The following is a 22113-nucleotide window of genomic DNA, read 5'->3' as shown; positions in this document are numbered from 1 at the left end:
TCGACCCTCGACCTCGTACGCTGCCGATGACACCGGCCGCGGGGGGAGGAGAGGGAGAACGCACGTGCTGAACCAGGAAGACGCCGCAGATGCCCGCAGGGCAGCGGACGACGATCGAGACGACTCCTCCGGGCGGGTCGTGGTGCCGGGGCAGCGTTCGCCCTCGGCGGCACGGCTGCTGGAGATGACTGCCCGCGACACCGATCAGTGGCGCTCCGATGCCCGGGCCGAAGCGGCCGGGATCGTCGCCGCGGCCCAGGCCGAGGCGGATGCGCTGGTGCAGTCGGCGCAGCGCGAGGCCACGAGCATGGTCGCGGCCGCCCGGCTCGAGGCGTCGCGGACGGTGGACGAGGCCCGAGCGACTGCCGATGGAGTGCAGGCGGAGTCCGAGGAGCAGCGCACGCGCGGGGAGGCCGAAGTCGCTCGTCTGCAGCAGGTGGCGGCAGACCACGCGCAGCACCTCCGTCGGCACCTGAACGACATGCTGGACCGGCTCGACCCTGCTCCCGATCCGGCGCAGGTCGACAGCAGCGACGACTCGCAGCCCGGGTAGAAGCGCAGTCCGGACGGGGAGTGCCGGCTCGCCCTGAGCAGGCTGGCGCTCCCCGATCTGGCCGGTAGGTTCGGCTCATGGCTTCGGGGGACACGGAACGAGACGGTGCCGGCGACGACGAGCTGCGCGAGGCGTTGAAGCGGCTGGTGAGACAGCTCGTCCAGGACGAGCCGTCCAGCAAGCGGCGCGGCGAGGACCTCATGCCGGTCCTGGACGCCCACCTCGGCGTCAGGGCTGACGAGCTCCCGGTCGTGGTCGAGCCGATCTCCGTGCACCGGTGGGCCGACACCGACATCGCCCTCGAGACGATCGCTGCTCGTGACCCGGGGGCGAGGCTGCTCGGGGTCGGGGGTGGCGACCAGCGCCACCACAGCTCGCTGGGCGACCTGATGTCACAGTCGGAGTGGGGTCGCTTCAGCAGCGGCCAGGTCGATCGCCTCAACGTGCCCACGGGGCCCGACACGGAGCGAGCCACCGTCGCGTTCGGGCTGCACCTGTTGCACCACAACGGGTCGCCACTCGTCGTCCTGCAACGCGTCGGCAACCCGCAGTACGGCTCACAGTCGCGGCTCGAGGTGCTCGCGCCCAGGTCGGAGGATGCCGCGGCGCTGCTCGCCGAGGTCCGCGACGAGGCGATGCGGCGCAGCGTCCTGTGGCGCCAGGTGATCAGCTTCAGCGGCAATCCGTTCGAGCGCTCGATGTCCGGCCTGGCCTTCCACCGCCGGCCGGACCTCCCGGCGGGCCACGTCGTCCTGCCGGACGGCACGCTGGAGCAGGTGCGCGCCCACGTTGTCGGGCTCGCTGAGCACCGCGACCAGCTGCGCGACAAGGGGCAGCACCTCAAGCGCGGGGTCCTGCTCTACGGCCCACCGGGCACCGGCAAGACGCACACCGTGCGCCACCTGATCGGGGCGACTCCCCAGGCGACGGTGGTGCTGCTGAGCGGCGCGGAGATGGTGCACGTGAGTGCAGCCGCCCAGATCGCTCGTGCCCACCAGCCCGCGATCGTCGTCATCGAGGACTGCGACCTGATCGCCGAGGACCGTGACCACCACTTCGGCGGGGGTGCCTCGCCCTTGCTCTTCACCCTTCTGGACGCGATGGACGGGCTCGACCCGGACGCCGACGTGGTCTTCCTCCTGACGACCAATCGCGCCGAGGCGCTGGAGAAGGCGCTCGCGCAACGACCGGGACGCGTCGACCTGGCCGTGGAGATCCCGCTTCCCCACGAGGCGGCGCGGCGGGCGCTGATCGAGCTGTACGGCGCCCGTGTGGCCTTCACCGGCCCGGCGGTCGCCGAAGCCGCGAGGGACTCCGCCGGCACCACGGCGTCGTACGCCAAGGAGCTGGTCCGAAGGGCGGTGCTGATCGCCGCGATGGACGACCGCGAGCCCGGTGACGACGACCTCGCGGCCGCCACCGCTGAGCTGCAGGCCGACTCGGCTGCCCTGACCCGTGCCCTGCTGGGCTCGGCGGGCGATGCGAGCAAGCTGCAACCGGGCGCGGACCCGGGAGTGGGCTGACGCCGCGGGCCCCCCGTCGTGCCATCCTGCCCGCATGGAGCGCGGAGTCGACCCGCGGTGGGACCATCTCGTCGACATCTTGTCCACGATCGGCGAGGTGACCGACCGGGTCCCGCGCGGTCTCACCGTGGTGCTCAGCAGGGACGACGGCTCGGACCAGGTCGTCGAGGTCGACATGACGCCTGAGGAGTGGGACGACATGTGCAGCATCGGCGGCTGGCACATGGATTCGGGAGCAGCGCACGTTCGGCAGCTCGTGGTCGACCAACCACGCACGTGTCGCTACCTCACCTACGCGAACTACACGCTCAGTCCGGCCGAGAGCGACTGGGATCCGTAGGGCGAGCGCGCGCCGAGCGCTCGGGCAGGAGCCCGGCCCGCGTCTGGGGAACGACCTGCAGCCTCATCGGGCCGATCGACCTGCGTCTCGTTCCCCAGGCGACCCGCAACCCCTACGAGTCCCCGCCGGCGGCGCCGGCCGACCAGTCAGGCAGTTGCTGGAGCGCCCAGCCGTTGCCGTCGGGGTCGGCGAAGAAGACGAACCGGCCCCAGGCCAGCTCGTCGACCTCGCTGACCTCGATGCCACGTGCGACGAGGTCGGCGTGGGTCGCGTCGGCGTCGGCGATGACCATCTGCATGTTGTCGAGCGAGCCCGGCTCCATGCGCGTGAGGCCGCGACCGATGGCGATCGAGCAGGCCGATCCCGGCGGGGTCAGCTGCACGAACCGCACGTCGTCGTTCACGGTCTGGTCGTGGTCGACGACGAAGCCGACCTTCTCGTAGAACTCCTTGGCCCGGTCGACGTCCGTCACGGGCACCATCACCAGCTCGAGCTTCATGTCCATGCCCCGAGGCTAGAAGGCCTGGCGGCCACCTGCTGTCCGGAAGGACGGGATGTCTGAGGACGTGGCGGCTGTCGCCGGCCCCGATCTCCGTCCACGACGTCCTCAGGTATCGCTGCTGTGAGGCTTCTCTCGTCGGGGAACATCGACCGGCGCACGGTGGCTGAGGGAGTCGTACAGTCCTCAACCACTCTGGAGGCAGCACCTACATGTCCCGTGCATTCGAGCCCCTCGCCGTCGGCCCCTGGAAGCTCCCCCAGCGCTTCGTGATGGCCCCCCTGACCCGCAACCGTGCAGGCGACGGCCACGCCCCGACCGACCTCAACGCGGAGTACTACGCGCAGCGCGCCGGCGCCGGGCTGATCGTCACGGAGGGCACCGCCCCCAGCCACGTCGGCCAGGGCTACCTCGACGTGCCCGGGCTCTACACCGACGAGCAGGTCGCCGGCTGGCGCCTGGTCGCCGACGCCGTGCACGCCCGCGACGGCGTGGTCGTCGCCCAGCTCATGCACGTCGGACGGATCGCCCACGCCGACAACAAGGGCGGCACCGAGACGATCGCCCCCAGCGCCGTGCAGGCGCCCGGCGAGATGATCACCGCCGCGGGCCCGAAGCCGCACGACGTGCCCCGCGCTCCGGAGACCGACGAGATCGCCGGCCTGGTCGCCGACTTCGTGACCGCGGCCCGCAACGCCGTCGAGGCCGGACTCGACGGTGTCGAGGTGCACGCGGCCAACGGCTACCTGCTGCACCAGTTCCTCGACCCGACGGTCAACCTGCGCGACGACGTCTACGGCGGCTCGCCCGAGAACCGCGCGCGCTTCGTCGTCGAGGTCGTGACCGGGGTCGCCGAGGCGATCGGCGCCGAGCGGGTCGGCCTGCGACTGAGCCCGGCCCACCAGTTCAACGGCATCGGCGAGGAGCTCGGCCCCGACCTCACCGCCACCTACCGAGCCGTGGTCGACGCCGTCGCGCCGCTCGGCCTGGCGTACCTGAGCCTGCTGGCCAGCCCGCTGGAGCCGCTCGAGACGCTCGTGCGCGACCTGCGGGAGCGCTTCGACGGCGTCGTGCTGCTCAACGACGGGTTCGGTGACGTCACCACCCTCGAGTCGGTCGAGAAGCTGCTCGAGACCGGCCTCGCCGACGCGGTCGTCGTCGGGCGCCCGTTCCTCGCCAACCCCGATCTCGCCGACCGGTGGCGTGCCGGGTCGGAGCTCAACGCGCCGAACCCCGACACGTTCTACGGCGGCGGCGCCGAGGGGTACACCGACTACCCCACCCTCGAGCAGTCCTCCTGACCGAACAGGCTGGGGCCGCGGGCTCGATGTCTAGGGACGTTCTGGTAGGTCATCGGTCCAACCGACCTACCAGTTCGTCCCTAGATGCCTTCTGCCGGGGCGGAGGTGCGCCAAGCGGCCAGCACCCCGAGCACCGCGGCGAGGGCGGCGAAGGCGAAGACCGTGAGGAACGGGTCGAGGTCCTGCCGCTCGGCGGCCGCGAAGGCGGCGCCCGCCACGGACAGGGCGAGTGCCGCGCCGAGCGAGTCGGCGACGGTCAGGGCGGAGGAGTTGAAGCCGCGGTCGCGGTCGGTCGACGCCTCGAGCATCGCCACCCCGGTGCGCGGGTAGGCGAAGCCCATGCCCGCGCCGGCGAGGACGTACGCCGCTGCAGGCAGGACGGCGGACGGGCGCGCGCCGGCGTCGTACGCGAGGACGTTGGCGGCGAGGGCCGTCAGCCCGACGAGCACCAGGCTGGTGCCGACCACCATCGCGCGGGTGTGGGAGACGCGCCGACCGAGCCGGGACTGGACCTGGCTGGCGCTCGCCCACACGACGCCGACGCAGGTCAGCGCGATGCCGGCGCGGCCGGGGGAGAGGCCCCAGTGCTCCTGCAGCACGTAGACGATGTAGGCCTCGGCGCAGAAGAACGTCGCCGCGAGCAGGCCCCGGGTGGCGATCACCGCCGGCAGGCCGCGGCGCAGCGTGCGGCTGCCGGCCGGGAGCAGGCGGCCGAGGGAGACCCACACGACGGCGAGCGCGGCCAGCGCGCCGAGGGCGGCGACTCCCCGCGCCGAGCCGACCAGCTCGAGGACGAGGACCGCGACGGCGCCCAGCAACGCCCACCACAGGCGTACGGCCGGGGTGGACACCCCCTCGGCGTGCGGTTCGAGGCCGCGGAGCGCCGGGGTGAGCAGCACCAGCGCGACCACCACGAGGACGACCGTGCCGAGGAAGACCCAGCGCCACGACCAGACGTCCGCCACGAACGCCGCGAGCGCGGGGCCGAACAGCGCCGGCAGCACCCAGGCCGCGGCGAAGGACGCGAAGACGGCCGGCCGCAAGGTGGCGGGGAAGACGAGCCCGACGACGACGTAGAGCCCGACGATCATGGCGCCGGAGCCGAGGCCCTGCAGCACCCGCCCGGCGAGCAGCACCTCCATCGACGGCGCGAGCCCGCACACGAGCAGCCCGGCCGAGAAGAGCGCGAGCGATGCCAGCAGCGGCACCACCGGTCCGGTGCGGTCGCTCCACATGCCGGCGGCCACCATGCCGACGACCCCGCTGGCGAGGGGTGCGGCGAACGCGAGGGCGTACAGGTCGAGGCCGCCGAGGTCGCGCGCCACCGTGGGCATCACGGTGGTGACGGCCATCGCCTCGAAGGCCGCGAAGGCGATCAGGCCGAACATCGCGATCGTGGTCCCGGCGTAGGCCGGCGAGAGGATGCGCTCGCGCGGCTGGGGAGTCGTGCTGGTGCTCACTGGCCTGACGGTAGGACCTCCTGTGCACCTGAGACCAACCCGTTGATGCCGTCGGAATAAACGCACCGGGTGCAGACGCTGGGCCGACAGTGACTGCCCTCTCCGTGCTCGACCTCGTGCCCGTCCGCAGCGACCAGACCACCGGTGACGCCATCGCCGCCTCGCGCAGCCTGGCCCGGGTCGCCGACGAGCTCGGCTACCGCCGCTACTGGGTCGCCGAGCACCACAACATGCCGGCCGTGGCGGCCACGAACCCGCCGGTCCTGATCGCGATGCTCGCCGCGGCGACCGAGCGGATCAAGGTCGGGTCGGGCGGCGTGATGCTGCCCAACCACGCGCCGCTGGTGGTGGCCGAGCAGTTCGCGCTGCTCGAGGCCGCGTTCCCCGGCCGCATCGACCTCGGCATCGGGCGCGCGCCCGGCACCGACCCGCTCACCAGGTACGTGCTGCGCGGGGGCAGTGCGGAGTCGGCCGACGAGGCGGTGGCGAAGTTCCCCGACTACGTCGAGGACATCCGCACCCTGATGACGACCGAGGGCGTCGAGCTGCAGGTCGGGCCCCGCCGCCAGCCGCTGCGTGCCACGCCGGCCGCCCGGACGGTCGCCGACATGTGGCTCCTCGGCTCGAGCGACTACTCCGCCCGCCTGGCCGCCGAGAAGGGCCTGCCCTACGTCTTCGCCCACCACTTCTCCGGCGAGGGGACCGGCGTCGCGCTCGACCTCTACCGCTCGTCCTACCGCCCCTCGCCCGAGCACCCCGAGCCGCGGACCTTCCTCACCGTCAACGCCGTCGTCGCCGAGACCGAGGAGGAGGCCCGGCGCCGCGCCCTGCCCAATGTGCAGATGATGCTGGCCCTGCGCACCGGGGCGCCGCTGCTCCCGCAGCGGCTCGTCGAGGAGGCCGAGGCGGTCGAGATGACGCCCGACCAGCGCGCCTTCGGCGACGCCATGGCGCAGCGCTGGATCGTCGGGTCGCCCGAGCAGGCGCGCGCCCAGGTCGACGAGCTCGCCGGTGAGTTCGGCGTCGACGAGGTGATGGTGCACCCGGTGGCGGGCGCCGCGTCCGGGACCGACGTACGCACCTCACCCGCGCGTGAGGAGACCCTGCGCCTGCTCGCGGGCTGACCCGGTCAGTGGCGCTCTTCGATCCCGACCGCCTCACGCAGGTCCTCCGCGGCCTCCCGGAGCCGGGGATCGTCGGCGGCGCGTGAGTCCATCAGGGCGGCGAGCGCCTCGGCGATGACGTTGAGCTTCTCCTGCATCGCCTCGGTGTTGCGGCGTCCGGCGTTCTCCAGCAGCACGAGCAGCAGCAGCGAGAGCACCGCGCCGAAGGTGTGGATGGCCAGCTCCCACTTGGTGGTGGACTTCCACAGCGGGTAGCTCGCCGCCCAGATCACGACGATGATCACGACGACCGCGAAGAACGGCGCCCGGCTGATCACCTTCGTCGACAGCTCGACGAACCGTTCGAAGGGGTCGAGCCCCTCGTTCTTCTCGCGGCTCTCAGCCGCATCGGTGCGCTCCATGCCCGGAACCTAGTGCCGCGAGACCGTCGGGGCATCACCCCTGGCGGCCGAGTCCGGCGTCGCGCGCACGGATGATCACCGCGACCGCTACGTCATACGAACCCGCACCCATGGGCGCGGGTTCGTACGACGTCCGGGTTCGGAGATGCTCCCGATCAGTCGAGCGCCAGGCCGGCGGCGGGCGTCACGGCGGCGGCCCGACGGGCGGGTACGACGCACGCGGCCAGGCCGGCGAGCGCGGCCACCGCGGCCACCGCGGCGACCTGCCACAGCGGCACGGTGAAGGCGGCGTCGTCGACGACCGAGGACACCATCACCTGCACCCCGACCCAGGCGAACGCCAGGCCGAGCGCGGTGCCGAGGGCCGTCGCCACCGAGGACAGCAGCAGGCCCTCGGCCGCCATCGCCCGGCGCAGCTGCTCGCGGGTGAGTCCCATCGCCCGCAGCAGTGCGTTCTCGCGGCCGCGCTCGAGCACGGAGAGGCCGAGCGTGTTGGCGATGCCGACCAGGGCGATGACGATGGCGACCGCCATCAGCCCGACGACCGCGCCGGTCAGGATGTCGACCTGGAGGTAGACCCAGCTGCGGTTGGTGTAACCGCCGTCGAGCTCCGCGTCGGCCGCACCGGCCAGCGCGGCGAGGTCGCCGGAGAGGTCCTCTGCATCCGCGCCCTCGGCGGCCCGGGCCCAGACCGCCATCGGCTGCGCGTCGGGGTCGAGCTCCGCGAGCGTGGCCGTCGACAGCAGGCCGGAGCGGCCCCAGCCGTGGCCGGTCTCGACCCGGAGGGTGCGCTCGCGGCCGGCGACCACGACGGTCACCTCGCCGTCCTTCCACACCCGGTCGGCGATGCGCCGGGGCAGCTCCTCGACCACGGAGTATGGCAGCAGCACCACGCCGTCGGCAGGCGCCAGGCCGGTGGAGCCCCGGAGGACGCCGGTGGTGTCGGCGCCGCTGCCCAGCAGCGGCACGTCCACCCCGGCGATGCTTGCCACGGTGCCGTCGAGGTCCCGCGCCTCACGGACGCCCGAGGTTGCCGCCACTCGGTCGACGAGGGACGCATCGAGCGGCCCGTCGAGCGCGGTCAGGGTGGCGTCGAGCGGGTAGGAGTCGTCCATGTCGCGGTCGATGGCCGTGCGCGAGGAGGCCAGCCCCGTGAGGATCGCGGTGGTGAGGGTGACGCCGACGAGCAGCGACGCCGCGGTGGTCGCCGTACGACGCGGGTTGCGCACGGCGTTGCCCGTCGCGAGCCTCTGCACCGGGCCGCCACCCGGGACCGCTCCGACCAGCCGGATCAGCCACGGCACGAGCACCGGGCCCACGAGGAGCACGCCGACGAAGGACGACATCCCGCCCGCGAGCATGGCCGGCACCGAGCTCGCCGCCACGGACACGGCCAGCAGCGCCGTTCCCACCACGACGCACACCAGGGCGAGGGCCAGCCGCCTGCGGCCGGCCGCCGAGCGCACGTCGACGCCGGTGTCGGGCCGGAGCGCGGCCAGGGGCGCGACCCGGGTCGCCGCGCGCGTGGGCAGCCAGGCGGCCCCGACCGTCACCAGCGTGCCGACCGCGAACGCCGCGAAGGTCCACACCGGATCGAGCGCGGCCGGTCCGATGTCGGTGAACCAGTGCGCCACCAGGGCCACCAGCCCCCATCCGGCGAGCAGGCCGACGATCACGCCGAGGGCGGCGGCCGCGAGCCCCAGCGCCAGGGCCTCGAGCCGGATGGCGCGGCGCAGCTGCTGCCGGGTGACGCCGACGCAGCGCAGCAGCGCGAAGTCACGCATCCGCTGGGCGAAGAGGATCGCGAAGGTGTTGGTGATGACCAGCGCCCCGACGAAGACCGCGATCGCGACGAAGACGAGGGCCATGATCGCGATGACGTCCACGCCGCGCGAGATCTCCGCCTGCCGCGCGGCCACCCAGTCGCCGGATGCCTCGACGGTCGCCTCGGGCGCCACCTCGCGGGCCAGGGCGGCCGACCCGCCCCAGGCGACGGCGTCGACCCAGAGGGTGTCCTCGAAGCGCGCCAGGTCCGCCCACGGCACGTAGAGCGAGGCGCCCATCGCGGCCGGGCTGTCGACCATCCCGACGACCTCCACGTCGACCGCGGCCTCGCCCCTGCCGACCCGCACGACGTCGCCGAGGGCGACGCCGCTGCTCTTGGCGCGGTTGACGTCCGCCAGCGCCTCGCCGGCGGCGGCGGGGAACCGGCCGTCCTCCAGCTGCTGCCACTGCAGGCGCGGGTCGAGGGACACCTCGGCGACGTCCGCCGTGGCGGCCAGCTGCACGCCGTCGCGGCTGACCGGCTCCATCGCGTAGCCCAGGGTCAGGGCGGGGACGCCGCGGTCGTCGGCCGCCTCGACGAGCCGCGCCACCTCGCGGGAGTCGTACGTCGTCACGACCCGGTCGACGCCCTCGACCGGGGCACCGACGTCGGCGGTCAGGCCGGAGCGCGTGGCGCCGGTGAGGACGCCGACGACGACGATGAAGGCCACGCCGATGACGACCGCCACCGACGCGGCGACGTACCTGCGGGTGTGGTGGCGCATCGACGCCACGAGCACGGTGCGCATCAGGCGTCCCGCCCGCGGAGTGCGGCGACGAGCTCGTCCTGGCCGGGCTCGGTGAGGTGGGCCGTGACTGCGCCGTCGTGGATGACCACCACGTCGTCGGCGTACGCCGCTGCGGCGAGCTCGTGGGTCACCATGACGACCGTCATGCCGAGCTCGCGGACCGAGCGGCGCAGGTGGTCGAGCACCTCCGCGCTGGCCTCGCTGTCGAGGTTGCCGGTGGGCTCGTCGGCGAAGACGATGTCGGGCTGCGTGACCAGCGCGCGGGCGATCGCGACCCGCTGCTGCTGGCCGCCGGAGAGCTGACTGGGCAGGTGGCCGACGCGGTCGGCGAGGCCGAGCACACCGACCACCTGGTCGTAGCGCTGCCGGTCGACCGCGCGTCCGGCGAGCTCGAGGGGGAGGAGGATGTTCTGCCCGGCGGTGAGCATCGGCAGCAGGTTGAAGGCCTGGAAGACGAAGCCGATGTGCTCGCGGCGGAAGATCGTCAACGCGGTGTCGTCGAGGCCGGCGAGGTCGCGCCCGGCGACGGTGACCGTGCCGGAGGTGGCGGCGTCGAGGCCCGCCAGGCAGTGCATCAGGGTGGACTTGCCGGAGCCGCTGGGACCCATGATCGCGGTGAACCGCCCGGCCGGGAGGTCGAGGTCCACGCCGCGCAGGGCGTGCACGACGTTGTCGCCGGCGCCGTAGGTGCGGGTCAGGCCGCGTGCGTGGGCGGCCGTCCGGGTGCCGGCCGGTGTGGTGGTGTCGAGTGTCGTCGTCATGGGGACAACGCTCGTCGAGCGCGGCCTCCGGGTCGTCGGCCCGCGGCACGGACCTGCCGTCCGTCGGCGGGTCCACCTCGCGTGGTCGGCGTACGACCCCGGTAGGACCTCGGCGTCAGGCCGTGACGAGGCCCGTCTCGTAGCCCAGGACGACGAGCTGGACGCGGTCACGGGAGCCGGTCTTGGCCAGCACCCGGCCGACGTGGGTCTTCACGGTGGTCTCGGCGACGACGAGGTGGGTGGCGATCTCGGTGTTGGTGAGGCCGCGGGCGATGAGGGTGAGCACCTCGGTCTCGCGCTCGGTGAGCGGCGCGAGCCGGTCGTCGTACGCCGTCGGCCGGGCCGGGTCGGGCAGCGCGGCGAAGTGGTCGAGCAGCCGACGCGTCGTGCTGGGCGCGACGACCGCGTCGCCGGCCATCACCGCCCGGATCGCGCCGAGCAGGTCGGGCGGGGCGGCGTCCTTGAGGAGGAAGGCCGAGGCGCCCGCGCGGATCGCGGCGAAGGCGTACTCGTCGAGGTCGAAGGTGGTCAGCACGATCACCCGCGGCGGCGCGTCCCTCTCGAGCAGCCGCCGGGTCGCCTCCACCCCGTCGACGCGCGGCATGCGGACGTCCATCAGCACCACGTCGGCGGCCGTCACCGCGAGCCGGTCCAGCGCCTCGCCGCCGTCACCGGCGTCGCCGACGACCTCCATGTCGTCCTGGCTGTCGACGAGCATCCGGAAGCCCGCGCGCACCATCTGCTGGTCGTCGACGAGGAAGACGCGGATCGGCGTCGTCACGGCCTGGTCGCTCACAGCGGCAGCCTCGCAGACACCGCGAACCCGCCGCCCGGCGCCGGGCCGGCCTCCAGCACCCCACCGTGCACGGCCGCGCGCTCGCGCATGCCGACGAGCCCGAGGCCGCGGCCGTCCGCGGGTGCCGCGGCGCCGCGACCGTCGTCGCGCACGTCGACGGCGACGCCGCGGTCCACGGCGACACGCACGTCGACCCGCGCATCCGGACCGGCGTGCTTGCGCACGTTGGTGAGGGCCTCCTGCACGATCCGGTACGCCGCCAGCGCGACGCCGTCGGGCACCGCGGGCGCGTGCGCGGGGAGGTCGGCGCTCACGCGCATGCCGGCGGCGCGGGCCTCGTCGACGAGGTGGCTTACGTCGTCCAGCCCGGGCTGCGGGGTGACGCCGGTGTCGCCCTCGCGGAGCAGGCCCAGCAGCCGCCGCATCTCGGTGAGGGCCTCACGGCCGGCGGCCGAGATCGTCTCGAGGGTGCCGACCGCGACGTCCGGGTCCTTGGCGGCGGCGTACCTGGCGCCGTCGGCCTGGACGACGATCACCGACAACCCGTGGGCGACGACGTCGTGCATCTCGCGGGCGATCCGCGACCGCTCGTCGCGGGCCGCCAGCTCCACCTCGCGCTCCGCCATCCGCTCGGCCTGCTCGGCCCGCGCGACCAGCGAGGCGACGTACCTCTCCCGCTCCTGGGCTGCGAAGCCGAGCGCCCACGCGGCGGTGACGATGGCGCCGATCGTGACGGTGTAGGGCGCGAGGTTGCCCGGGGTGAGGTCGGCGGCCCCGAAGCCGACCAGCCAGCGGACTGCGGCGACCAACGCACCGGCGTACCCCACGAGCAGCGCCGTGACGCCCTGCCAGCGCGGCGACCAGCGGGCGACGGAGTAGACCGCGACCGGGAACGCGAGCTGGCCGACCGTCGGCTCCGCGACGACCACCGCCTGCGCCGCCGATGCCGCCGCGACGACGAGGAAGACCGGCCACGCGTGGCGGCGACGCCACAGCAGCGGCAGCACCTCGACGACGGTGAAGACCGCGTGGGGGAGCTGGCCCGAGAGAGCGTGGCCCGCTGCGAGGAGCAGGAGGAACGCGACCACCAGCCGGTCGAGCCACCGCTGGCCGGACGGACCGAGACGCCACGGGTACGGGTCCCGGTGATCGCGCATGGTGCAGAGGCTAGACGTCGCAGCGGCGTCGGGCGTCCGACCACGGGAGGACACCGCGCCGCGTCGGATGGGGCCCGAGTAGGGTGCGATCCATGACCCAGTGGGAATACCAGGTGGCGCCGATTCCGCTCCACAACGAGGCCCTGATGCTCAACAACTTCGGCCAGGACGGCTGGGAGCTGGTGGCCATCCACACCAACGCGCAGGGCGGCCTCGTCGCCTTCCTCAAGAAGCCGAAGGCGGCCTGACGTGGGGGCCGAGGCCAGGCTCGCCGAGCTCGGCATCACCGTCCCCGAGGTCGTCCCGCCGGTCGCGGCCTACCAGCCGACGGCCCGCACCGGGAACCTCGTCTTCACCGCCGGCCAGCTGCCCGCCCACAACGGCGAGATGCTCGCCGTCGGCAAGCTCGGCGGCGAGGTCGACGCCGAGCAGGGCTACGCGTGCGCGCGCCAGTGCGCCCTCAACGCGCTCGCCGCGGTCAAGGCCGAGATCGGCTCCCTCGACGACGTGAAGCGCGTCGTCAAGGTCGTCGTCTTCGTCGCCTCGACGCCCGACTTCACCGGTCAGCCCCAGGTCGCCAACGGCGCGTCCGAGCTGCTCGGCGAGGTCTTCGGCGACGCCGGCAAGCACGCCCGCTCCGCCGTCGGTGTCTCCGTGCTCCCGCTCGACGTGCCCGTCGAGGTCGAGATCGTCGTCGAGGTCTGAGTGGAGCGGCTCCCGCTCCCCGACGCCCTCGTCGCCCAGGCGCGGTCGTACGCCTCGGGCGAGGCCGCACCCGCCGAGCCGCGCGACGCGGCGACGGTCGTGCTGCTGCGCCCCGGCGCGTCGGGGCCGGACGTCTACCTGTTGCGACGCCAGACGTCGATGGCCTTCGCCGGCGGGATGTGCGTCTTCCCCGGCGGCGGGGTGGACCCGCGCGACTTCGACGACGAGCTGGTCGACCGCGGGCTCTGGGCCGGTCCCTCACCCGCCGAGTGGGCGACGCGGCTCGGCTGCGACGAGCCGAAGGCGCGGGCGCTGGTCTGCGCCGCCGTGCGTGAGACGTTCGAGGAGTCCGGCGTGCTGCTCGCCGGGAGCGGTGCCGACTCGGTGGTCGCCGACACGACCGGCGACGACTGGGAGGCCGACCGCGTGGCGCTCGAGTCGCGCGAGGTCTCGCTGACCGCCTTCCTGGAGAAGCGAACGCTCGTGCTGCGCACCGACCTGCTCGGCGCCTGGTCGGGCTGGCTGACGCCGGTCTTCGAGCCGCGGCGCTACCGCACCTGGTTCTTCGTCGCCCGGCTGCCCGAGGGCCAGGTGACCCGCGACGTGTCGAGCGAGTCGTCGTCGGTGATGTGGGCCGGCGCTCTCGACGCGGTCGCGCAGGTGGAGCAGGAGCAGATCCTGATGCTGCCCCCGACCTGGCTGACCTGCCTCGAGGTGGGGCAGTACGCCGACCCCTCCTCCGTCCTCGCGGCGGCGGGCGGGCGGACGGTCGACATGTTCATGCCCGAGGTGGTCTCCGACGGCGACGAGTTCATCCTCTCGACCCCGCCGCACTACACCGCACTGATGGCGGCTCGATGACCGCACCCACAGCCGGCCGGGGCTGGTCGGGCGGCGCCTTCGGCGACACCGGCACCTGCGTGCTCGCCCCCAACGCCGACGTGATGACCCTCGACGGCACCAACACGTGGGTGCTGCGCGACCCCGACTCCTCCCGGTCGGTCGTCGTCGACCCGGGGCCGTCGATCGAGGCGCACCTCGACGCGATCGATGCGGCCGCCGGCGACGTCTCCGTGGTGCTGCTGACCCACCACCACGCCGACCACAGCGAGGCGGCGCGCGAGTACGCCGAGCGGCACGGGTGCGGCGTACGCGCCCTGGACCCGGCGTACCGGCTCGGCTCCGAGGGCCTCGGCGAGGGCGACGTGGTCGCAGTGGGTGGGCTGGAGGTGCACGTCGTGGCGACGCCCGGTCACACGTCGGACTCGCTGTCCTTCGTGGTGCCGCAGGACCGGGCCGTGCTGACCGGTGACACCGTGCTCGGCCGCGGCACGACCGTCGTCGCGCACCCGGACGGCCAGCTCGGGGCCTACCTCTCCTCGTTGCAGCGGCTCCACGCCCTCTGCGGCGAGCAGGGCATCACCAGCGTCTGGCCCGGTCACGGCCCGGTCATCGACGACGCGCTCGGCGCCCTCGACTTCTACCTCGCCCACCGTGAGCAGCGGCTCGAGCAGGTGCGCGCCGCACTGGCCACGCTGCCGGACCTGGACGACCCCGCCCGTGCCGTCGTCGAGATCGTCTACGCCGACGTCGACCCGGTGCTGTGGGGCGCGGCGGAGCTGTCGGTGCGCGCGCAGCTCGCCCATCTCCAGGGCCAATGACCCTTGCGTCCGCTCCGCGCGAGGAGTGAGGTGGGTGGCATGGAGACCACCTCGATGACCAGTCCGCACCGGCCCGTCGTCGTCCTGTCCCGCGCCCTGGACCAGGCCGGTGACGCGCTCGCTGCCGTCCATCCCGACGACCTGGGCAAGCCGACGCCGTGCCACGGATGGACCGTGCGCGAGCTCGCCGACCACCTGGCTGCCGCTCCCGAGCACTTCCTGCGGCTCGGCCGCGGGGAGGAGGTCGACTGGAGCGCCGGCGCCGGCGTGGAGCCGGCCCAGCTGGCGGCGCACTTCCGCTCGCACGCCGACGACCTCCTGCACCACTGGCACGGCCAGCCCGACGACCGGGTCGCCCAGGCCGACTGGCAGAGCGCCGAGCTCGGGGTGCACACCTGGGACCTCGTCCGCGCGCTCGGCCGGCCGCTGCCGCTGGACGACGAGGTCGCCGAGCGGGGGCTCGCCTTCATGCAGCAGGGGCTGACCGACGACAACCGCGGCCCGGCCTTCGGGCCCCCGGTCGAGGTGCCCGACGATGCGTCGGCGTATGACCGGCTGGTCGCGTTCGCCGGGCGCGACCCCCGCGCCTGAGCCGCCGTACGGGCCCGCGGCCGCCGGTAGTCCAGTGGCGAACGGCTGCCCGCTTGCGGTAGTCCAGTGGAAAGTGGTCGTGCGCGAGGCCGATCTTTGACCGTTGTCCACTGGACTACCCCCGGGCTGGCCGCGCTGCTACGTCAGCCGAGCAGGCGGCGCCAGAGCCACCGCAGCGCGAGCAGTACGGCGATGGCCGCCGCGACCCCGAGCCCGATGAACAGCGACAGCTCGATGCCGAACGGTGCCGGGGGCTCGTCGGCCGTGTCGAAGTCACGGGTGAGCTCCTGCGACGAGGTGCCGTCGAGGTCCGGCACGAGGTCGACGGCCAGGCTGACCCGCCCGGCGATGCTGGCGTCGATCGAGCCGACGGATCGGCGCCAGGTGCTGGTCGGTCCGACCTGCGGCGTCGTGACCACGAGCTCGGCGTCCTCGTCCGCGGCCGACCACACCTGCAGGAGCTGGTGCCGGTCGTCGAGCCACCCGAGGGGGATGACGGCGCCGGAGTCGAAGGTGCCGTCCGGGAACGGGTGGGTGAGGACCGCGCCGTCCGAGAGCCGCAGCGTGGAGGACGCGCCGGACGGCGCCGAGCGCAGGGCAACGAAGCGGGCGTCGGGGGAGAAGAGGCCAGGACCCACGCCGGTGGTCCGGGTGATGAGCTCGGGCTGGTCCACGGTGATCCGGTGGAGCCCGCCCTTCGCACCGATGACGACGTCCGCGGCATTGCCGATGGCGAGCGAGGAGACGTTGCCCTCGACGAACGTGCTCAGGCCCAGGTCCGCCCCGGGCACCGGCAGCTGACCGACGTGGGCGCCACCGTCGGCGTCGCCCAACCAGCCCAGCCACTGCGAGTCGGGCGACCACGTGAGCTCGCGGAGGGCGAGGTCATCCGGGTGCACCTCGTCGCTCCGCTGCCGACCGGTCGTCAGCTCGAGCACGCCGATGGTGGCACCACCGTCACCGGTCTGCTGCCACGCGAGCTTCAGCCCGTCCGGCGAGAGGGCCAACGCCTGGCCGTCCTCGTCCCAGCCCGGGAGGTCGAGCAGGTGCGCCACACCGTCGGCCGCCGTGACCACCGCCGGCACACGCTGCGAGGTCGAGATGAACGCGGCCGCCCCGCGCCCCACCGCGAGGTCGGTCGTGGGCTCGAGATCAGCCGGGATGTCGTCGATCCGGCTCGGGATCGCACCACCCTCGACCACCTCGCTCGACGCCGTACGCGCCTCCCGGTCCGGCTGCAGGACGAGCGCCCCCGCGCCGGCGACCGCCGCGACGACCGCGACCGCGGCCGCACCGGCGGCGACCCGCGTACGACGCCGGGCGCGGCGCCCCCGGTCCCAGGCGGACGGGTCGGGCGAGAAGGTCTGGGTGCGGGCGAGGGCGTCGAGCTCCTCGCGCAGGTCGGTGCTCATGCGTCTGCTCCCACCAGGTCGGCGAGCTCGGGGGCCAGGACGCGCAACCGCTGGAGGGCCTGGCGCGACATGGACTTGACCGCGCCGCTGGAGATGCCCAGCTCGGCGGCCGTCTGGACCTCGGTGAGGTCCTCGAAGTAGCGCAGCACCAGCACGGTGCGCTGGCGCGGGGTGAGCCGCCGCAGGGCCTGCTCGAGGGTCAGCCGCAGCGTCGGGTCGGCCGCGGGAACCGGGGCGTCGTACGACTCCAGCGGGGTCTCGGCGAGCTTGCGGCGCCGCCACCAGGAGATGTTCTGGTGGTACATCGCACGGCGTACGTAGGCCTCGGGCGAGGTGTGGATGCGCTCCCAGTGCTTCGCGGCCTGCACGAGCGCCGCCTGCACCAGGTCCTCGGCGAGGTGGTGGTCACCGGTGAGCAGGTAGGCGGTGCGCGCGAGCGCCGGTCCGCGCGCCTGCACGAACCCGTCGAACGCCGATCGATCAGTCACCGGGCACCCCCTTCACGACGTACGACGCAGGAATGCGCCGCGGCGGGGGTCAGGCGGGACGAAGAAGTCTCAGCGGGCCCGGCGGGAGAGGCGCTCGAGGTCCATGATCACCACGGAGCGGGGCTCCAGGCGCAGCCAGCCGCGCGAGGCGAAGTCGGCGAGCGCCTTGTTGACCGTCTCGCGGGAGGCGCCGACCAGCTGGGCGAGCTCCTCCTGGGTGAGGTCGTGGTGGACGTGGACGCCGTCGTCGGCGGTGCGGCCGAAGCGGTCGGCGAGGTCGAGCAGCGCCTTGGCGACACGGCCGGGCACGTCGGAGAAGACGAGGTCGGCGACGACGTCGTTGGACTTGCGCAGCCGCGAGGCGAGCTGGGAGAGCAGTCCGCGCGCGACCTGCGGGCGGCCGTCGAGCCAGCGCAGCAGGTCGTCGTGGGAGAGCGAGCCGAAGGACGCGTCGGTGACGGCGGTGACCGTCGCGGAGCGCGGGCCCGGGTCGAAGAGGGAGAGCTCGCCGAACATCTGGCCGGGGCCCATGATGGCGAGGAGGTTTTCGCGGCCGTCGGAGGAGGAGCGGCCGAGCTTCACCTTGCCCTCGGTGACGATGTAGAGCTTGTCGCCCGAGTCGCCCTCGTGGAAGAGGACGTCGCCGCGACGCAGCTTGGTCTCGGCCATCGAACCGCCCAGTGCCGTCGCTGCCTCGTCGTCGAGCGAGCTGAACAGCGGTGCCTGACGGAGCACGTCGTTGTCCACGTCAATCCTCCCAGTGGGGTGCGTCCCGACGGGTGCTGCTCGGGATCCGGGACGATCCTAGCCGTGGTGCGTCTCACAACCGCGACTCGGCGTGGGCGAGGCGGCGTTTGCGCCGGCTTCGATGCTGTCGGAGCCGGACCGTACGCTGGGCGCGTGCCCGCCCCTGCCCGCAAGGTGACCCCGAAGGCCACCCAGGCCGTCCCGGCCGTGATCCCCAAGCCCGACACGTCGCTCGTGCGCCGGGCGCGCAAGGTCGACCGGATCCTCGGCGAGACCTATCCCGACGCCCGCGCCGAGCTCGACTTCACCAACGCGTTCGAGTGCCTCGTCGTCACGGTGGTCTCCGCGCAGACGACCGACCGCCGGGTCAACGCCGCCAGCCCCGCGCTCTTCGCGGCCTACCCGACGCCGGAGGCGATGGCGGCCGCCCCGCGCGAGCACCTCGAGCAGCTGCTGGGCCCGCTCGGGTTCTTCCGCGCCAAGACCGACTCCGTGCTCAAGCTCAGCCAGGCGCTCGTCGAGCGCTTCGGTGGCGAGGTGCCCGACCGCCTCGAGGACCTGGTGACGCTGCCCGGTGTCGGCCGCAAGACCGCCAACGTCGTGCTGGGCAACGCGTTCGACAAGCCCGGCATCACCGTCGACACCCACTTCGGCCGGCTCGCCCGTCGCCTCGGCTGGACCGAGGAGACCGACCCGGTCAAGGTCGAGCACGCCGTCGGCGCGCTCTTCCCCAAGCGGGACTGGACGATGCTCTCGCACCACCTCATCTGGCACGGACGCCGCCGCTGCCACGCCAAGAAGCCCGCGTGCGGCGCCTGCCCGGTCGCCCGCCTGTGTCCGTCGTTCGGCGCCGGCCCGATCGACCCCGTCGAGGCGGAGAAGCTGGTCACGACCCAGGGCCCTGCATGAGGAAGCTGTTCCTGGCGTTGGCGCTCGCCGCATGCGTCGCCGTGGGCGCCCTCGCGTGGTCGTCGATGAGCGGCAGCAGCATCGACGTACGCCCTCCCGACGTCGACGTCGACACCCCCGCCCTGCGCGAGGTCAAGGCGCGCATCGGCATGGAGGACTGCCGGCCCGGCACCGGGGAGGCGGTCGAGGGCGGGCTGCCCGAGGTGACGCTGCCGTGCCTGGGCGGTGGGCCCGACGTCGACCTGTCCTCGCTCCGCGGACCCCTCGTGATCAACCTCTGGCAGGCGCAGTGCGAGCCGTGCCGGCAGGAGATGCCGGCGCTGGAGGAGTTCCACCAGCAGTACGGCGACCGGGTGCCGGTGCTGGGCATCGACTTCAACGACGTGCACCCCGACGGCGCCCTGGCGCTGGCCGAGGAGACCGGGGCGACCTATCCCTCGATCGCCGACCCCGGTGGCGAGCTGATGGTCGAGGACGCCTTCGCGGTCGCCCGCCGCGGGCTGCCGGCGTTCGTGTTCGTCGACGAGGACGGTGTCGTCGTCGCGCAGGACTCCGGCGGCGTGGAATCGGTGGCGGAGATCAAGGCCAAGGTCGCCGAGCACCTCGGGATCACGCTGTGATCGATCGGCTCCCGGGCTGGCTGGCGCCGGTCGTGGAGGCCGCCTCCTCCATCACCGTCCACGAGCTCACCCGTTTCATGCCCCCCGAGGACAGCGACCCCCGCCGCGGTGCGGTGCTGATGGTCTTCGCCGACCGCGACGCCGACCCGGCCCACCCTCATCCCGGCCCCGACGACCTCGCCCACCGCGGCGAGCTCCTGCTGACCGAGCGCAACCACCACATGCGCTCCCACCCCGGCCAGGTGTCCTTCCCCGGGGGCTCGCTCGACGAGGGGGAGACCCCGCAGCAGGCGGCGCTGCGCGAGGCGTACGAGGAGATCGGGCTCGAGCCGACGGAGGTGGAGGTCTTCGGCGAGCTGCCCGAGCTGTGGCTCCCGCCGAGCAACTTCGCGGTGACGCCGATCCTCGGCTACTGGCGCGACCGTGGCGAGGTGCGCATCGCCAGCCCCGACGAGGTCCACGAGATCCACCACGTCGCGATCGCCGAGCTGCTCGATCCCGACAACCGCATCACCGTGCGCCACCCGAGCGGCTGGCTCGGGCCGGGATTCCTGATCGGGCCCGAGCGCGACGTGATCCTGTGGGGCTTCACCGCCGGCATCATCGCCCGGCTGTTCAGCTACCTCGGCTGGGCCGAGGACTGGGACCGGGCGCGGGTGCGTGACCTTCCCGACCACATGCTGCAGGGTGTCCCCCGGGGCACCGACCTCGCCCCCAACACCACGCAGGACACAGCCCAGAACACCAGGCTCGAGGAGCAGCAGTGATGAACGTCCTCGACTGGTGCCTCGTCGCACTCGTGGGGATCTATGCCCTCTCGGGCTACTGGCAGGGATTCATCACCGGCGCCAGCGCCACCGCCGGCCTGCTGCTCGGGGGCCTCGCCGGCATCTGGGCCGCGCCGCTCGCGCTGGGCGACGCCGCTCCCTCCCTGTGGGTGTCGCTGGGTGCGCTGTTCATCGTGATCATCTCGGCCTCGCTCGGCCAGGCGCTGTTCCAGTTCGTCGGCGCGCGGCTGCGTGACCGGATCACCTGGCAACCGATCCGGGCCGTCGACGCGATCGGCGGATCGGCGCTCAGCGCCGTGGCCGTGCTGCTCGTCGCGTGGGCCCTCGGTGTGGCCGTGTCCGGCACCCGCATCGGCGCCTTCACGCCGCTGGTGCGTGACTCGACGATCCTGGCCAAGGTCGACCAGACGCTGCCGACCGACTCCGACAAGGTGCTGCAGGCGTTCAACAACGTCGTCGGCACGACGTTCTTCCCGCGCTACCTCGAGCCGTTCGCGCCGGAGCGGATCGTCGCGGTCCGCCCCGGTGACCCCAGGATGCTCACCGATCCCGACGTGATGGCGACCGAGGGCAGCGTGGTCAAGGTCCGTGGCACCAACGGCTGCGGCGGTGGTGTCGAGGGCACGGGCTTCTTCTACGCCCCCGGCCGGCTGATGACCAACGCCCACGTCGTCGCCGGGGTGACCCGTCCCGAGGTGGAGGTCGGCGGCTCGTCGGTCACCGCGTCGGTCGTGCTCTACGACCCCGCCCTCGACATCGCCGTGCTGTCGCTGCCCGACACCGGGTCCCTCCCGCTCGCCTTCGACACCGAGGTCGAGCCGCGCGACCCGGTCGCGGTCCTGGGCTATCCGGAGGACGGCCCCTACGACGTGGTGTCCGGCCGCGTCCGCTCCGAGCAGCGGCTGCGCTCGCCCGACATCTACGGCGAGGGCACCGTCATCCGCCAGGTCTTCTCGCTGCGGGCGCTCATCCGGCCGGGCAACTCCGGTGGCCCGATCGTGACGTCGGCCGGTGACGTGGCGGGCATGGTGTTCGCCGCCTCGGTCAGCGACCCCGACACCGGGTACGCCCTGACCGCGGAGCAGGTGGCCGGGTCAGCGGCCGCCGGGGTCGCCGCGGCGGCCCCGGTCGACACCGGCACCTGCGTGCGCTGAGGGGTCAGGGACGTCCCTTGAGCGCCTGGGGGATCTGCCGGCCCTGCTCGATCGCGCGCTCGGGGGCCTTGACCTTCTTCACCTGGCGGAGGCCGATGTAGGCCAGCAGGGCGGCGATGAGGACGTAGACGAGGAAGACGACCGTGAAGGCCCAGTGCAGGTCGAGGCCGTCGCCGTTCCAGTTGAGGAAGTAGGCGAACGCCACCGACAGCATGATGATCGCCAGCAGGCCGATGAAGGCCGCGCCGGCGAAGAGGCCGACGCCGACCCCGCCGTGCTTGACGCTGACCTTGATCTCGCTCTTCGCGAGCTGGATCTCCTGGGAGATGAGCGAGGAGATGTCGCGCTGCGCGTCCATGACGAGCTTGCCGAGCGTCGGATCGTCGTCCTTGATCGGTGCGTTGGTCATGTTGCGGGGTCCTTCGTTGTACGCCGGGGGCTGGGTGCAGCGACCTTACCAACGGGCCTGACTACACTGAGGTCTCAGGTGAGCCGGGAAGTCTGGTCGGCCCGTGGAGAGTCTCTCCGCGGTGATCACGTTTCGACCACC

Annotated in this window: 25 protein-coding genes; 14 read left to right on the top strand and 11 right to left on the bottom strand. The window is 73.3% G+C overall.

Features of this window, described 5'->3' with window-relative positions; all coding sequences use genetic code 11:
- Window positions 1–64: 64 nt before the first annotated feature.
- From Q1B24_RS17215 to Q1B24_RS17205, 3 genes are all read left to right on the top strand, one after another.
- A complete protein-coding gene (locus Q1B24_RS17215; protein ID WP_299931246.1) occupies window positions 65–553 on the top strand; it encodes a hypothetical protein in 489 nt (162 codons plus the stop codon).
- A 77-nt stretch (window positions 554–630) separates the two neighbouring features.
- Window positions 631–2076, top strand: coding sequence for an ATP-binding protein (locus tag Q1B24_RS17210; protein WP_299931245.1), 1446 nt, complete (start codon window positions 631–633; stop codon window positions 2074–2076).
- A gap of 34 nt (window positions 2077–2110) precedes the next feature.
- Window positions 2111–2416 (top strand): hypothetical protein, encoded by a 306-nt coding sequence (locus tag Q1B24_RS17205; protein ID WP_299931244.1) that lies wholly within the window; start codon window positions 2111–2113, stop codon window positions 2414–2416.
- A gap of 112 nt (window positions 2417–2528) precedes the next feature.
- On the opposite strand, the gene Q1B24_RS17200 is transcribed toward Q1B24_RS17205, so the two are convergent.
- On the bottom strand, window positions 2529–2921 hold the full coding sequence (locus tag Q1B24_RS17200; protein WP_299931243.1) for a VOC family protein: 393 nt from the start codon (window positions 2919–2921) through the stop codon (window positions 2529–2531).
- Between the two features lie 206 nt (window positions 2922–3127).
- Here Q1B24_RS17200 and Q1B24_RS17195 point away from each other — a divergent pair, with 206 nt between their 5' ends.
- Window positions 3128–4216, top strand: a complete 1089-nt coding sequence (locus Q1B24_RS17195) for an alkene reductase (protein ID WP_299931242.1) — start codon at window positions 3128–3130, stop codon at window positions 4214–4216.
- Between the two features lie 80 nt (window positions 4217–4296).
- Here Q1B24_RS17195 and Q1B24_RS17190 read toward each other — a convergent pair whose 3' ends face one another.
- Window positions 4297–5676: an MFS transporter gene (locus Q1B24_RS17190; protein WP_299931241.1), complete on the bottom strand. Its 1380-nt coding sequence runs from the start codon at window positions 5674–5676 to the stop codon at window positions 4297–4299.
- A gap of 89 nt (window positions 5677–5765) precedes the next feature.
- On the opposite strand from Q1B24_RS17190, the gene Q1B24_RS17185 reads away from it, so the two are divergent.
- Window positions 5766–6800, top strand: a complete 1035-nt coding sequence (locus Q1B24_RS17185; RefSeq protein ID WP_299931240.1) for an LLM class flavin-dependent oxidoreductase — start codon at window positions 5766–5768, stop codon at window positions 6798–6800.
- 5 nt (window positions 6801–6805) lie between these two features.
- On the opposite strand, the gene Q1B24_RS17180 is transcribed toward Q1B24_RS17185, so the two are convergent.
- The 5 genes from Q1B24_RS17180 to Q1B24_RS17160 form a co-directional block, all read right to left on the bottom strand.
- Window positions 6806–7201 carry a low affinity iron permease family protein gene (locus tag Q1B24_RS17180; protein WP_299931239.1) on the bottom strand — a complete coding sequence of 132 codons (396 nt, stop codon included), beginning with the start codon at window positions 7199–7201 and terminating at the stop codon, window positions 6806–6808.
- A gap of 155 nt (window positions 7202–7356) precedes the next feature.
- Window positions 7357–9774: an FtsX-like permease family protein gene (locus tag Q1B24_RS17175; RefSeq protein WP_299931238.1), complete on the bottom strand. Its 2418-nt coding sequence runs from the start codon at window positions 9772–9774 to the stop codon at window positions 7357–7359.
- A complete protein-coding gene (locus tag Q1B24_RS17170) occupies window positions 9774–10535 on the bottom strand; it encodes an ABC transporter ATP-binding protein (protein WP_299931237.1) in 762 nt (253 codons plus the stop codon). The genes Q1B24_RS17175 and Q1B24_RS17170 overlap by 1 nt, the downstream gene beginning before the upstream one ends.
- A gap of 115 nt (window positions 10536–10650) precedes the next feature.
- Window positions 10651–11316 (bottom strand): response regulator transcription factor, encoded by a 666-nt coding sequence (locus Q1B24_RS17165; RefSeq protein WP_299931294.1) that lies wholly within the window; start codon window positions 11314–11316, stop codon window positions 10651–10653.
- Window positions 11317–11327: 11 nt separating this feature from the next.
- Window positions 11328–12488, bottom strand: a complete 1161-nt coding sequence (locus Q1B24_RS17160) for a sensor histidine kinase (protein ID WP_299931236.1) — start codon at window positions 12486–12488, stop codon at window positions 11328–11330.
- A gap of 92 nt (window positions 12489–12580) precedes the next feature.
- On the opposite strand from Q1B24_RS17160, the gene Q1B24_RS17155 reads away from it, so the two are divergent.
- Genes Q1B24_RS17155 through Q1B24_RS17135 form a run of 5 tightly spaced genes read left to right on the top strand, consistent with a single transcriptional unit; the run spans window position 12581 to window position 15445 of the window.
- Complete coding sequence (locus Q1B24_RS17155) at window positions 12581–12736, top strand: hypothetical protein (RefSeq protein ID WP_165357049.1); 156 nt, start codon at window positions 12581–12583, stop codon at window positions 12734–12736.
- A 1-nt stretch (window position 12737) separates the two neighbouring features.
- A complete protein-coding gene (locus Q1B24_RS17150) occupies window positions 12738–13193 on the top strand; it encodes a RidA family protein (protein ID WP_299931235.1) in 456 nt (151 codons plus the stop codon).
- Window positions 13194–14054: an NUDIX hydrolase gene (locus Q1B24_RS17145; RefSeq protein WP_299931234.1), complete on the top strand. Its 861-nt coding sequence runs from the start codon at window positions 13194–13196 to the stop codon at window positions 14052–14054.
- Window positions 14051–14854 (top strand): MBL fold metallo-hydrolase, encoded by an 804-nt coding sequence (locus Q1B24_RS17140; RefSeq protein WP_299931233.1) that lies wholly within the window; start codon window positions 14051–14053, stop codon window positions 14852–14854. The genes Q1B24_RS17145 and Q1B24_RS17140 overlap by 4 nt, the downstream gene beginning before the upstream one ends.
- A 39-nt stretch (window positions 14855–14893) precedes the next feature.
- On the top strand, window positions 14894–15445 hold the full coding sequence (locus Q1B24_RS17135) for a TIGR03086 family metal-binding protein (RefSeq protein ID WP_299931232.1): 552 nt from the start codon (window positions 14894–14896) through the stop codon (window positions 15443–15445).
- Window positions 15446–15588: 143 nt separating this feature from the next.
- Here Q1B24_RS17135 and Q1B24_RS17130 read toward each other — a convergent pair whose 3' ends face one another.
- From Q1B24_RS17130 to Q1B24_RS17120, 3 genes are all read right to left on the bottom strand, one after another.
- Entirely contained in the window at window positions 15589–16857 is a 1269-nt protein-coding gene (locus Q1B24_RS17130; RefSeq protein WP_299931231.1) for a hypothetical protein, read from the bottom strand.
- Window positions 16854–17345: a SigE family RNA polymerase sigma factor gene (locus tag Q1B24_RS17125; protein ID WP_299931230.1), complete on the bottom strand. Its 492-nt coding sequence runs from the start codon at window positions 17343–17345 to the stop codon at window positions 16854–16856. The genes Q1B24_RS17130 and Q1B24_RS17125 overlap by 4 nt, the downstream gene beginning before the upstream one ends.
- A gap of 69 nt (window positions 17346–17414) precedes the next feature.
- A complete protein-coding gene (locus tag Q1B24_RS17120) occupies window positions 17415–18092 on the bottom strand; it encodes a Crp/Fnr family transcriptional regulator (protein WP_299931229.1) in 678 nt (225 codons plus the stop codon).
- 207 nt (window positions 18093–18299) lie between these two features.
- Here Q1B24_RS17120 and nth point away from each other — a divergent pair, with 207 nt between their 5' ends.
- Genes nth through Q1B24_RS17100 form a run of 4 tightly spaced genes read left to right on the top strand, consistent with a single transcriptional unit; the run spans window position 18300 to window position 21563 of the window.
- Window positions 18300–19001 (top strand): endonuclease III, encoded by a 702-nt coding sequence (nth, locus tag Q1B24_RS17115; RefSeq protein WP_299931293.1) that lies wholly within the window; start codon window positions 18300–18302, stop codon window positions 18999–19001.
- Window positions 18998–19621 (top strand): TlpA disulfide reductase family protein, encoded by a 624-nt coding sequence (locus tag Q1B24_RS17110; protein ID WP_299931228.1) that lies wholly within the window; start codon window positions 18998–19000, stop codon window positions 19619–19621. Before nth ends, Q1B24_RS17110 begins: the two co-directional genes overlap by 4 nt.
- Window positions 19618–20388, top strand: a complete 771-nt coding sequence (locus tag Q1B24_RS17105; RefSeq protein ID WP_299931227.1) for a CoA pyrophosphatase — start codon at window positions 19618–19620, stop codon at window positions 20386–20388. Before Q1B24_RS17110 ends, Q1B24_RS17105 begins: the two co-directional genes overlap by 4 nt.
- Complete coding sequence (locus Q1B24_RS17100; protein ID WP_299931226.1) at window positions 20388–21563, top strand: MarP family serine protease; 1176 nt, start codon at window positions 20388–20390, stop codon at window positions 21561–21563. Before Q1B24_RS17105 ends, Q1B24_RS17100 begins: the two co-directional genes overlap by 1 nt.
- Window positions 21564–21567: 4 nt before the next feature.
- Here Q1B24_RS17100 and Q1B24_RS17095 read toward each other — a convergent pair whose 3' ends face one another.
- Window positions 21568–21972 (bottom strand): phage holin family protein, encoded by a 405-nt coding sequence (locus tag Q1B24_RS17095; protein ID WP_299931225.1) that lies wholly within the window; start codon window positions 21970–21972, stop codon window positions 21568–21570.
- Between the last annotated feature and the right edge of the window lie 141 nt (window positions 21973–22113).

This window comes from uncultured Nocardioides sp., from assembly GCF_947488025.1.
In the GTDB taxonomy this organism is placed as follows: Bacteria; Actinomycetota; Actinomycetes; order Propionibacteriales; family Nocardioidaceae; genus Nocardioides.
The sequence above is the reverse complement of the archived record's forward strand: the minus strand, read 5'-3'. Positions and strand labels throughout refer to the sequence as shown.